The organism is Gemmobacter caeruleus (assembly GCF_008271655.1).
Lineage (GTDB): Bacteria > Pseudomonadota > Alphaproteobacteria > Rhodobacterales > Rhodobacteraceae > Gemmobacter > Gemmobacter caeruleus.
Genome location: NZ_VKKX01000054.1, coordinates 93,790 through 105,431, shown reverse-complemented (window position 1 = coordinate 105,431; position 11,642 = coordinate 93,790). Strand labels below are relative to the sequence as shown.

Below are 11,642 nucleotides of genomic sequence, written 5' to 3'. Positions count from 1 at the left end.
GCCAAGTCCCCTCAGGAACAAGACCCACAAACGTGAAGCTGACACTCACATCATCGCCGAAGCTAGTGAGCCGATATGCAAACGTCCGCCGTCGAAAACGACCAAACCGCCCGCATATCCCTTCATTCCCATCAATGTCAAAGAGCGTGGAAACAACAGACTGGGCGCTGATTTCTCAGCCTTTCCGACCGGTCATTTCCGATTTCTGCACCGTCGCTTCGTCTCCGTCGCTTCGGTGAGGCGGTATTTAGGCGGGGGCGCCGGAAGCCGCAAGAGCAAAAAAGCGAAGAACCGCGAAAAAACTGTCACACTTCTGTGCAACCCCTTGTTTCATTGGTGCGAATCTTTGCCGCCCCCTGCGGTTAAAGCGCGAGGATGCCCCCGTCATGGGTGATGCGCCCGGCCATCACGGTCAGGGCGATTCCCGTCTGGCCGAGTCGGTCTGCGGGAATCGACTCGATATCGCCGTCGATCACCACCAGATCGCCCCCCAGCCCCGGGCGCAGGCAGCCGCAGAGGTCATCGAGATGCGCGGCCCAGGCCCCGCCTGCCGTATAGGCATGCAACGATGCCATGCGGTCCAGCCGTTCATCCGTGGCGCCATCAAAGGGGATGCGGGTCAGCGCGGCCTGAAGCCCGCGCATCACCGAGACATCGGTGACCGGCCAGTCGCTTGCGAAGGCGACCGGCGCGCCATGGTCGCGCAGCGTCTTCCACAGATAGGCATCGCGGCGGCGCGCGGGGGCAAAGCCCGTGCTCATCGTGGGTTCCAGCGGGAAGTCCATCACGCCGGGCGGGTGCGGGGGCTGCACGCTGGCCGTGACGCCAAGCGCGCCCAGCCGGGGCACATCCGCCCGGTCGATCAGTTCGATATGTTCGATCCGGTGGCGGGCATCGGCGCGGCCATGGGCGCGCAACGCCGCCTCATAGCCGTCCAGCGTGCGGCGCACCGCGGCATCGCCAATGGCATGGACGGCGATCTGAAGGCCGCGCCGGTCCGCCTCGACGCAGATCGCCTCGAATTGCGCGGCGCCAAACAGCGCCTCGCCGCGTTCGCCCGGGGCGCCGGGATACTCATGCAGCATGGCGGCGGTGCGGCTGTCGATCACCCCGTCCATGAACATCTTGACGAAGCCCGACCGCAGGAAGGGCGTGTCGAATTCGGCCCGCAGCGCCTCGGCACGGTCAAGCGCCTCCAGCCCCATATGCGGCTTCATGTGGAAAGGCACCTTGACGCGCGCGGTCAGCGTGCCCTCGGCCTCCATCTCGGCCAGCAGCGCGCAGGTATAGCGGTTGCCATCCATGTTCACCATCGCGGTGATGCCCTGCGCGGCACAATGGGCCAGGCCCGCCGCGATCTTGCGCTTGTCGGCGGCGCGCTGCGCGGCATCGGGCCAGGGCTCCGGCTCGCCGCCGGTGGCGATGCCCAGTTGAAGATGAGCCTCACCGCCAAGCGCCAGCACCGGCCCAAAGGCCTCGAACTCGCGCAGCTCGCCCGTCGCAAGACCGTCGGCGCCCATGACAACCACATGGCCATGCGGCATCTCGGCGCCCTGCAACAGGCCCGCGGCCCGCAGCGCGGCGGTATTGGCCCAGACCGTGTGATGATCGGGCGCCATCATGGCAATCGGACGATCGGCGATGACGTGATCCAGATCGGCCCGGGTCACCGGATGATCCAGAATGCCATATTCGGCCCCCTGAGCCAGCAGGATCGGCGCGTCAGGATGGCGCGCGGCATAGGCGCGAAAGGCATTGGCCAGCGCGGCCATCCCATGCAGCCCGCCCAGTTGCAACTGCGCAAGCTCGGCGCCGCCCAACACCAGATGCAGGTGGCTTTCGACGAAACCCGGCAGCACGCTGCGCCCGCCCGCGTCGATCACCCGGGTTGCCGGCCCGGCCAGCGCGGCAATGCCGGCGGCAGTGCCGATGGCCTGCACCCGTCCGGCCCGGATCGCCACCGCCTCGGCGCGCGGTTGCCCGGCATCCATGGTCAGCACCCGCGCATTGGTCACAATCAGATCGGCCTGCATCCCGTCATCCTTCATCTGTTCCGAAATATCCCGGGGGAGTCGCGCGCATCGCGCGCGGCGGGGGCAGCGCCCCCCTACCCCGCCAGCCCCTCGGCAATGACACAGAGCATCTCGAACAGGATCGACACGCCCAGAAATGCCGTTCCCCCCGACGGATCGAAGGGGGGCGAGACCTCGACCAGATCCGCGCCCACGACCTTGACCCCGCGCAACCCCATCGCCACCTGCAAGGCCTGCCACGAGGTCGGCCCGCCCACCTCGGGCGTGCCGGTCCCCGGCGCATAGGCCGGATCGACAAAGTCGATGTCGTAGCTCACATAAGTCTCGCCACTGCCGGCGCGGTCGCGGGCCTCGGCCATCACATCCTCGACGCCGCGGGCATGGAATTCCTCGATCGGAATCACCCGGATGCCGACGCTGCGCGCGAAATCCCGGTCTTCGCTGTCATAGGCGGTGCCCCGGATGCCGATCATCGTGACGCGCAGCGGATCGAGCAGCCCTTCCTCGACCGCGCGGCGGAACGGCGTGCCATGGGTATACATCGTGCCGCCGAAATAGCTGTGGAACAGGTCGGTATGGCTGTCGAAATGGATCATGCCCAGCGGCCGCTCCCTCGCCAACGCCCGCAGGATCGGCAGGGTGCAAAGATGATCGCCCCCCGCCGTCAGCGGCACGATGCCCCGCGCGCGAACCTCGGCATAGAATCGCTCCATCCGCGCGAGGCTGTCCATCAGATCCGCCGGGTTCGGCCCGACATCCCCCAGATCGGCGCAGCGCACCAGTTCAAAGGGGCGCACCCCGGTCACCCCGTTCTGCGCGCGGATCATCGTTGAATGATCGCGCAGCTGGCGCGGCCCGTGGCGCGGGCCGGGGCGGTTGGTGGTGCCGCCATCCCAGGGCGCCCCGATCAGCCCGACCTGCACCTCGGCGATGCGCGGATGATCCAGCCCGACATGCGGCAGCCGCATGAAGGTCGGCACGCCGGCAAAGCGCGGCAGGTCAAAGCCCGAAACCGGCGTAAAGTATCCATCCTGCATGACGATGCCCCCCGTTCGGCCCCGACAGGCCCCTGATTTGATCACATTGCCACTGAACCAGCCCGCGCCCCCGCTTGTCACGCCCGAAAACGACATTTCCCGCCGATCCACGCGCTTCGCGGCCCGGCCCCCTTGACGCTGCACCGCCAAGCGCCTTCTATCGCGGCCACCCCTGAACAGGAGCCTGCGCATGACCACCGCCCCCGAATCGCCCCGCGCCGCCGCCGGCCGGTCGCTCATCGCCGCCGATGTGGCGATCACTGGCGATATCGGCTCCGAAGGCACGGTCGAGATCGCCGGCAGCATCAACGGCAAGGTCGCCGCCCGCAATGTGGTCCTTGCGGCCGAAGGGCAGATCAAGGGCATGATCTCTGCCGATACGGTCGAATTGCGCGGCCGGATGGAGGGCAAGATCTCCTGCAACACGCTGACGCTGCGCTCGGCGGCGCAGGTGCAGGCGGATATCAATTACAAATCTGTGGTGATCGAAAGCGGCGCCCAGATCGAGGGCCGCCTGACCCGCAGCGCCTGAGCGCGGCCCTAGCCCCTGGGCGGGATCGAATAGGTCAGGCTGGCCCGCGCCACCGGCGCCGGCTCGCCATCGGAAAAGATCAGCGCATCGGCCACGGCCAGCACGCGGCCCAGCTTCAACAGCCGCACCCGCGCGATCAGATCACGCCCGGCGGCGGGTTTGCGCATGAAGTCGATGCTGCAATTGGTGGTGACCGCCAGCGCCACCGGGCCGATACGGTGCAGGATCGCCAGATAGACCCCCACATCGGCCAGCGCGAACATGCTGGGCCCCGATACGGTGCCGCCCGGCCGCAGATGTCGTTCGGCCACCACCAGCCGCACCACGGTTTCGGCGCCGGCCTGTTCGACCACGAAATCCTCGGCGACCTGGGGAAAGGCCTCTGCCAGAAAGCCCTGCAATTCCGTCTCGTTCACGCTTTTCTCCCTCTGCTCCCGCCGATAGCCTTCGCGCAAAGCGGAGGAAAGACAAGATGAATGACCTGATTCTGACCGAACGTCACGGCCCGGTCCTGCGGCTGACGCTGAACATGCCGCAAAGCCTGAACGCCCTGTCGGATGCGATGCTGGCCGCGCTGCGCGAGCGTTTCACCGCGCTGGCCAGCGATGGCGCGACGCGGGTCGTCATCCTGCGCGGCGCCGGCAAGGCGTTTTGCGCCGGCCATGACCTGAAAGAGATGCAGGCCGCCCGCGTGGCGCCCGACAAGGGGGCAGCCTATTTCCTGAACCTGTTCCAGCGCTGCGGCGCGGTGATGCAGATGATCCCCGCCCTGCCGCAGCCCGTCATCGCCGAGGTGCAGGGCATCGCCACCGCCGCCGGATGCCAGCTGGTTGCCACCTGCGACATGGCCGTCGCGGCCGAAGGCACGCGCTTTGGCGTCAACGGGGTGAATATCGGGCTGTTCTGTTCGACCCCCATGGTCGCGCTCAGCCGCAATATCCCGCGCAAGCAGGCGTTCGAGATGCTGACCACCGGCGAATTCATCGACGCCAACCGCGCGCGCGATCTGGGGCTGGTGAACCGCGTCGTGCCGCATGCCGATCTGTCAGACGCCACGCTGGCGCTGGCGCAGACCGTGGCCGGCAAGCTGGGCGCCGCGGTCAAGATCGGCAAGCGTGCCTTTTACGACCAGATCGACATGGGTCTGGCCGAGGCCTATGCCCATACCGCCGCCGTCATGCAGGAAAACATGCTCTGGCGCGACACGGCCGAGGGCATTCAGGCCTTTCTCGAAAAGCGCCATCCCGATTGGCAGGATCAGGGCTGATCAATCCCCCCGGGGGCTTGCGGCGGCAGCCAGTCTGCCGGCGCATCGGCCAGCACCTGCCCAAAGACATTCTCGCGATGCCAGCGCAGGTTTTCAGGATGCGGCGCGTCGCGGGGATCGAGCGGTGGCAGCAGCTTGCCATCCGGCGCCAGCAGCCGGCTGACAACCTCGCCCGGCACCTTGTTGCGCGACACCAGGATCGTCTCGCCATCATCGGCGACCGAGATCAGGCCCCGGTCGAACATCCAGTGCAGCGTGCCCGACAGCGCCAGCCCGTTTCGGGGCGAATCGCTGCCCTGCCGCGCGACAGGGCGGATATGCGCGGCCTGCACCTCGGGCCTTCCGCCACCATTGCGCAACATCAGGCCCGACATGGCACAGCGATAGCCATAGGCCGCGCGCACCTTGCGGGCAAAGGCGATCTCGCGATAGGGGCGACGACTCAGCCGTTCCACCACCGGGCGTTCGAATATCGCGGCGCCCTCGTCAAATTGCGCCGGGGGATGGGGGTCATAGCGCCGGGCCTCCAGCTCCTCCAGGTTTTCGGGCAGGCCCAGATTGACGATCCGGGCGAAATCCGGCTCGGGAAGGCGCCGCACGGCAAGCTGCACGCGCCCGCCTTGCAAGACCTGCCCCGCCGCGCCGGTCAAGGCCGCCTCCAGCGGGCGCCCGTTCATCAGGCGCGGCACATGGCGATCAAAGGCCAGAAAGCTGCCGGGGGTGATCAGCGCCAGAAACCGGCCCGCCATCCCGGGCTTGGGGATCACGCGGTCAATCCGGGCGACCGCGAAATAGCCGCGCGGCCCGGCCTTGACCGGCTCGTAATAGACAACCCAATCGCCGACCGCCTCTTGCATCGCCTTGAGATAGGCGCGCGGAAAATCGTAGACGACATCAGGCTCGTCCTCATAGATCGAATTGGCCTTGTGGAGGAGAACCAGCTTCACGCCCGGCCCCGCATGTCTGGTGGCTGCGCCCTCACCCGACCGCCCCCCTATTCCGCCGCGCGCACCGCCTCTGCCAAGGGTTCGGGCAGGGCGAATTCGGCCAGCAGACGCGCCCGCGCCGCGGCAGACATCTTGCGCGCGGTCTTGGCCACGATATCGACCATGTCATGATCGGGCTGCGCCGCCGCGAAGCCCGCGAAATAGTGGCGCACGAAGACGAAACAGATCACATCCTCCAGCGCCTGCACATCGGCGTCGCGTTTGATGCCTTCCTTGCGCAGCAGGATACCCACCCGTTCCTGCGCGGCGGCGTCATAGCCCGCATCCGCCATGATGCCCGCCACCCGTTCGGCATGGCGCCGCCCCTGTTCGCGGCGCCACGCGAAATAGCCGGCCTTGCCCTCCGGGTAGTCGCGGCGCGGCAAGAGCCAGCGTTCGACATGCTGACCGCGCGCGGCGATGCGCAGCACATCATCGGCCCCGGGGAACAGGCGGTCCATCTCCGCCGACATACGCTCGCCATAGAGCAGCGCGGCCGGGCGGCCGGCCTCTTGCGTGGGGTCGGCGGCATTCGCCGCGTCGATGGCCTGAAAGGCCGCTGCCAGATCGCCCATGTTCGCCTCCGTTTTGCGCTACCCTGCCAAAGCCCGCCGCAAAAGAAAAGCGCCGCCCCGATCAGGGGGCGGCGCCATTTTCTGTCGCGGTCACTCCGCCACGATCAGCTTGGGCGGCTTGCCCTCGCCCGCCGGCGGGCGGCGTTCCAGCTGGCTGACCCGCGCCTCAAGATCGCTCAGCCCTTCGGTCACGGCTTCGGGCGTCAGCACCTCAACCTCCCGCTCCTTGGGGCCGATCAGGCGGCTGGCAAAGCGCGAGATCAGGCCGGACAGGTCATCCATGATCAGGAAGAAGGCCGGTACCACCACCAGCGACAGCACGGTGGATACGATGATCCCGCCGATCACCGCCGTCGCCATGGGCGCGCGGAAGGCCCCGCCCTCGCCCACACCAAGCGCCGAGGGCAGCATCCCCGCCGACATCGCGATGGAGGTCATGACGATGGGCTGCGCCCGCTTGTGTCCGGCCTCGATCACCGCCTGGAACCGGTCCATGCCGCGCGCGCGCATCTCGATGGCGAAATCCACCAGCAGGATGGCGTTCTTGGTCACGATCCCCATCAGCATCAGGATGCCGATCATCACCGGCATCGACAGCGCCGATTGCGTCAGGATCAGCGCCGCCGCCACCCCGCCAATCGCCAAAGGCAGCGAGAACAGGATGGTGAAGGGCTGGATGACCGACCGGAACAGCAGGATCAGCACCGACAGCACCAGCATCAGCCCCATGATCATGGCATTGCCAAAGCTCTGGTTCATTTCGGCCTGAATTTCCGCATCACCGGCCGAGGCGATGCGAACCGTCGCCGGCAGTTCGACCGAATCCATGATTTCCTTGAACCGGGCATCGGCAGAGCCGAGCGCGACCCCCACCGGCAGGTTCGCCCCGATGGTCGCCTTGCGTTCACGGTTCAGCCGCTCCACCATCGACGGCCCCTGCGAGATCGAGATATCCGCCACCGCATTCAACGGCACCGTGCCGCCGGTCACCGTCGGCACCTTGAGCGCGGCGATCCGGGCGATGTCGCTGCGGGTCGCATCGTTCAGCCGCACGCGCACCGGGATCTGGCGGTTGTCGATGGTCAGCTTGGCCAGCGCCGCGTCATAATCGCCGATCGTCGCCACCCGCACCACATCGGCGATGGTCGCCGTGGTCACGCCCAGCCGCGCGGCCTCTTGCAGTTTCGGCTCGATATGCAGTTCGGGCCGCGGCAGCGCGCCCGACGACGCGACATTGGCCAAAAGCGGCTCGGATGCCAGCGCGGCCTCCAGCCGGGCGACGGCGAGGTTCAGATCGTCCGCGTTCGAGGACAGGATGGAATAGGAAACATCCCGTTCGCCCCGGTCGTTCAGCTTGGTGATCCGCGCATCCGGCACCGCATGCAGGATGTCAAAGATCTCGGCCTCGATCACGTTTTGCGGGCGCTCCCGCCCGTCGGAGGGTAGGTCGGGGATCACTGCCCCCAAAAGCGGAATGCGCTGCGCGATGCCGGCCATCCGGTGCAGCAGCGAATGATCCAGCTTTTCCAGGATCACCGCGATGGAGGCGCGGCGCAGGTCCAGATCGCCGGTGGGCGAGGTGCCGCCCACGATCAGGATCCGTTCCACCCCCTCCACATCCTTGATGCGGGCATACATGTCATCGGTGGCGCGCTCGGTCTCGTCCAGCGTGGTGCCGGGTGGCAGTTCGACGCTGATCGAGATGCGGCTCACATCCTCGGGCGGCATGAAGCTGCCGGGCACCTGAAGCATGAAGAAGACGGACACCACCAGCGCAAGGATCGCGCCCGCCAGCGTCATGTAACGCGCAGGAATCCACCACAGATGCCCCGCCGTCGTCCGCCGCACCAGGGCCATGTAATGCGCCATGAACCAGCCATCTTCGTGATCGTCACCATGCCCCTCGGCATCCTTGGTGCGCATCAGATAGGCGGCCATCAAGGGCGTGATCAGACGCGCCACCATCAGCGAAAACGCCACGGCAATCGCCACGGTCATGCCGAATTGCCGGAAATACTGCCCCGGGATGCCGGGCATGAAGCTGACCGGCACAAAGACCGCAATGATGGTGAAGGTGGTCGCGATCACCGCCAGCCCGATCTCGTCCGCCGCATCAATCGCGGCGCGATAGGGTGTCTTGCCCATGCGGATATGGCGCGCGATGTTCTCGATCTCCACGATCGCGTCATCGACCAGGATCCCGGTCGCCAGCGTGATGGCGAGGAAGGACACGAGGTTGAGCGAGAAGCCCAGAAGATCCATCACATAAAAGGTGGGCACCGCCGAAAGCGGCAGCGCCACCGCGGTGATCAGCGTGGCGCGCCAGTTGCGCAGGAAGGCCAGCACCACCAGCACCGCCAGCAGCGCGCCTTCCAGCAGCGTATGAATCGCGCTTTCGTAATTGCCATAGGTGTAGAACACCGTATCATCCACCAGCGAGATGCCGACCCCCGGATGGGCGGCGCGCAATTCGTCCAGCGTGGCATTCACGGTTTCCGCCACCGACACCTCCGAGGCGCCCTTGGCGCGGAACACGGCAAAGGTCACCACCTGATCGCCGTTGAACCGCACGAAGCTGCGCATTTCCTCATAGGTGTCATTGATCGTGCCCAGATCGGTCAGCCGCACATGGCGCCCTCCCCCGACCGAGATCATGGTATTCGACAGGGTTTCCACGGTCTGCGCATTGCCCAGCGTGCGGATCGACTGTTCGTTGACCCCCAGCTCGGCGCGGCCCGAGCCGATATTGGCGTTGGTCGCCCGCAACTGCGCCGAAACCTGCTGCGCGGTGATACCCCAGGAGCCCAGCTTCACCGGGTCCAGCTCGATCCGCACCTCGCGGTCGGCGCCGCCATAGCGGTCCACCCGGCCGACACCGGGGCGGCCCTGAAGCGCGCGCTTGATCGTGTCATCCACGAACCAGGACAGTTCCTCCATCGTCATGTCCGGTGCCGAAACGGCATAGGTCATGATCGCCTGGCCCTCCACGTCGATGCGGCTGACAATCGGTTCGTCCACATCGGCGGGCAGGCTGCCGCGGATCTTGTCGATGGCGTCCTTCACATCCTGCACAGCCTTGTCGGTCGGCACTTCCATGCGGAATTCCACAAGGGTCTGGCTGTTGCCATCGACGATCTTGCTGGTGATGTTCTTGACGCCCGAGATGCCGGCCACGGCATCCTCGACCTCTTTGGTCACCTGGGTTTCAAGTTCGGCCGGGGCGGCGCCGCCCTGGCTGACCGACACGGCCACCAGCGGCACGTCGATATTGGGGAATCGGGTGATCGGCAGGGCGTTGAAGCTTTGCCAGCCCAGCACCATCAGGATGAAAAAGACCAGAAGCGGCCCGACCGGATTGCGGATCGACCATGCAGAAAAGTTCATTGCCGCCCCCTTATTGCGTCGCGTCCAGAACGGGGTTCACCAGATCCCCGTCCCGCACAAAGGCCCCGGCCTTGGTCACGACCTGATCGCCCTCGGCCAGACCGTCGATGATCTCCACCCATTCACCTTCGCGGATGCCGGTCTGCACGGCGACTTCGGTCACCTTGCCCTCCGTCACCTTGCGCACGATGGCGCCCGTCGCCGTCGAACCGACAGCCGAAACCGGCACGGCCAGCACATTGCGTTCGGCCACCAGGATCTCGGCATCGGCATACATGCCCGACCGCACGGTGCGGGCGTTTTCGATGGCAATGCGGGCGATGCCCAGACGCGAGGCCGAATTGACCCCCGGCTCCACCAGCCGCACATTGCCGCGCAGCGGTTCGGGGTTGGCGGCGGTGCGGATCGCGACCGGCATTTCGGGTTGCAGCTTGACCAGATCGGCCTCGGCCACCTCGGCCTTCACCTCCAGCGCGCCGTCCTTCATCAGAATGAACATCGGCGCACCGGCGGCACTGGCCACCCCGCCGACCTGCGCATTGCGCGACAGAACCTCGCCCGAGACCGGCGCCACCACCTTGGTGCGGGTCAGGTTCAGCTCGATATTGGCCAGCTGCGCCTCGGCGCTTTCGACCTGTGCCTGCGCCGATTCCAGCGTCTGCCGCGCGGCCGTGGCCCGTGCGGCCCCCGCCGTCGCCGTCGCGACCGCCTGATCCAGCGCGGCCTGGCTTGCATTGCCCGACTTGTTCAGCGCCTTGGTGCGCTCGGCCACCCGCGCGGCCTCATCGGACGAGGCCTTGGCCTCCAGCACGCCCGCCTCGGCCTGCGCGACCGAAGCCCGCGCCGCCGCCAGCGCGGCCTTCAACTGGCTGCGCTGCAATTCCAGGGTCGAGGTCGAAAGCGTGGCCAGAACCTGCCCGGCCTCGACGAAATCGCCGACCTCGGCCTCCAGCGTCTCGATCGGCTGGCCCTCGACGAGGGGCTGCACCAGCACCTCTTCCACCGCGCCCACCAGACCGCCGGCAATCACCCGATCCCTCAGATCGCGCCTTGCCACGACCGAAACCGAAATGGCCGGCAGCGCGGGCGTTTGCGGCGCGGCCTGTTCAGGCGTCGCTTCCTGCGCCAGTGCCGCGGGAGCCGCACCGACCGACAACGCCGCCACAAGAGCCAAATTGATCAACCGCATTTCCATCACCCTTCCGACCTTGCCGCCGCCACTTCATCCAGAATGACGTCGATAATTCTTTGAACCAATGCTTGCAGATCCTTGCTGCAACCGCCCTGCATCGCGACCGCCTTGACCAGCATGACCGCGACCGTGCCATGGGCGCCAAAGCGCTGCATCGCCTCGGCCTGCGGCAGCCCGGTGATCCGGGCAAAAGCCTGCGTCAGATAGCGGCAGATCTCGCGCTCCATCCCGCGCACGACGTCCGCGATTTCAGGCTTGCGGGCGGCGGCGGCATTGATCTCGGCCCAGAGCGGGCCATCCACGCACCCACCGCATTCCTCGGCGATGCGTTCGTGCAGGCCCGCCCGCAGCGCCAGCGCCGGATCGGGCGCATTCAGCACGAGCGAGAATTTCGCCTCCACCTCGGCCAGATCGCGGCGGATGATCGCCTCGACCATGGCGGCCTTTGACGGGAAATAGCGGTAGAAATTGCCGACGCTCATCCCCGCCGCGCGCGCCAGATCCTGCATGGAGGCGCCATCGAACCCTTTTTCGGCAAAGGTCGTCCGGATACTGTGCAGAATCTCGGCCTCGCGCTGCTCTTTCGGGTCGGCAGCGACGGGCATCTGCGGCGACGGGACAAGTTGCACCTGCATG

At 66.7% G+C, this 11,642-nt stretch carries 11 protein-coding genes; 3 read left to right on the top strand and 8 right to left on the bottom strand.

Annotated elements, in window-relative coordinates; all coding sequences use genetic code 11:
• On the top strand, positions 1-394 hold a 394-nt coding region (locus FOA17_RS19970; RefSeq protein ID WP_203232355.1), incomplete at its 5' end, for a hypothetical protein.
• Here the strand turns inward: FOA17_RS19970 and FOA17_RS19090 are convergent.
• Together FOA17_RS19090 and FOA17_RS19085 are read right to left on the bottom strand one after the other, a co-directional pair.
• Positions 363-2,048: an amidohydrolase gene (locus tag FOA17_RS19090; protein WP_238991896.1), complete on the bottom strand. Its 1,686-nt coding sequence runs from the start codon at positions 2,046-2,048 to the stop codon at positions 363-365. The genes FOA17_RS19970 and FOA17_RS19090 overlap by 32 nt on opposite strands.
• Before the next feature lie 59 nt (positions 2,049-2,107).
• A complete protein-coding gene (locus FOA17_RS19085) occupies positions 2,108-3,070 on the bottom strand; it encodes an agmatinase (protein WP_149143105.1) in 963 nt (320 codons plus the stop codon).
• A 190-nt stretch (positions 3,071-3,260) separates the two neighbouring features.
• Between FOA17_RS19085 and FOA17_RS19080 the strand changes: the two genes are divergently transcribed.
• A complete protein-coding gene (locus tag FOA17_RS19080) occupies positions 3,261-3,602 on the top strand; it encodes a bactofilin family protein (RefSeq protein ID WP_149143104.1) in 342 nt (113 codons plus the stop codon).
• An 8-nt stretch (positions 3,603-3,610) separates the two neighbouring features.
• Here the strand turns inward: FOA17_RS19080 and FOA17_RS19075 are convergent, their stop codons facing one another.
• Positions 3,611-4,018 carry a PaaI family thioesterase gene (locus tag FOA17_RS19075; protein ID WP_149143103.1) on the bottom strand — a complete coding sequence of 136 codons (408 nt, stop codon included), beginning with the start codon at positions 4,016-4,018 and terminating at the stop codon, positions 3,611-3,613.
• Here FOA17_RS19075 and FOA17_RS19070 point away from each other — a divergent pair.
• Positions 3,985-4,869 (top strand): enoyl-CoA hydratase, encoded by an 885-nt coding sequence (locus FOA17_RS19070; protein WP_338029125.1) that lies wholly within the window; start codon positions 3,985-3,987, stop codon positions 4,867-4,869. The genes FOA17_RS19075 and FOA17_RS19070 overlap by 34 nt on opposite strands.
• Here FOA17_RS19070 and FOA17_RS19065 read toward each other — a convergent pair.
• The 5 genes from FOA17_RS19065 to FOA17_RS19045 form a co-directional block, all read right to left on the bottom strand.
• Complete coding sequence (locus tag FOA17_RS19065) at positions 4,860-5,816, bottom strand: HNH endonuclease (protein ID WP_238991895.1); 957 nt, start codon at positions 5,814-5,816, stop codon at positions 4,860-4,862. The two genes, FOA17_RS19070 and FOA17_RS19065, sit on opposite strands and share 10 nt — an antisense overlap.
• 47 nt (positions 5,817-5,863) lie before the next feature.
• Positions 5,864-6,430, bottom strand: coding sequence for a DUF4202 domain-containing protein (locus tag FOA17_RS19060; protein ID WP_149143101.1), 567 nt, complete (start codon positions 6,428-6,430; stop codon positions 5,864-5,866).
• A 90-nt stretch (positions 6,431-6,520) separates the two neighbouring features.
• Positions 6,521-9,814, bottom strand: coding sequence for an efflux RND transporter permease subunit (locus FOA17_RS19055; RefSeq protein WP_149143100.1), 3,294 nt, complete (start codon positions 9,812-9,814; stop codon positions 6,521-6,523).
• Between the two features lie 10 nt (positions 9,815-9,824).
• A complete protein-coding gene (locus tag FOA17_RS19050) occupies positions 9,825-11,003 on the bottom strand; it encodes an efflux RND transporter periplasmic adaptor subunit (RefSeq protein ID WP_149143099.1) in 1,179 nt (392 codons plus the stop codon).
• 5 nt (positions 11,004-11,008) lie between these two features.
• Complete coding sequence (locus FOA17_RS19045) at positions 11,009-11,641, bottom strand: TetR/AcrR family transcriptional regulator (protein ID WP_238991894.1); 633 nt, start codon at positions 11,639-11,641, stop codon at positions 11,009-11,011.
• Position 11,642: the final 1 nt, after the last annotated feature.

Bases quoted from the DNA above. Each gene is read 5' to 3' on its own strand.
- FOA17_RS19050 (WP_149143099.1), bottom strand. From the start codon at position 11,003: ATGCGGTTGATCAATTTGGCTCTTGTGGCGGCGTTGTCGGTCGGTGCG.
- FOA17_RS19045 (WP_238991894.1), bottom strand. From the start codon at position 11,641: ATGCAGGTGCAACTTGTCCCGTCGCCGCAGATGCCCGTCGCTGCCGAC.
- FOA17_RS19090 (WP_238991896.1), bottom strand. From the start codon at position 2,048: ATGAAGGATGACGGGATGCAGGCCGATCTGATTGTGACCAATGCGCGG.
- FOA17_RS19060 (WP_149143101.1), bottom strand. From the start codon at position 6,430: ATGGGCGATCTGGCAGCGGCCTTTCAGGCCATCGACGCGGCGAATGCC.
- FOA17_RS19080 (WP_149143104.1), top strand. From the start codon at position 3,261: ATGACCACCGCCCCCGAATCGCCCCGCGCCGCCGCCGGCCGGTCGCTC.
- FOA17_RS19055 (WP_149143100.1), bottom strand. From the start codon at position 9,814: ATGAACTTTTCTGCATGGTCGATCCGCAATCCGGTCGGGCCGCTTCTG.
- FOA17_RS19085 (WP_149143105.1), bottom strand. From the start codon at position 3,070: ATGCAGGATGGATACTTTACGCCGGTTTCGGGCTTTGACCTGCCGCGC.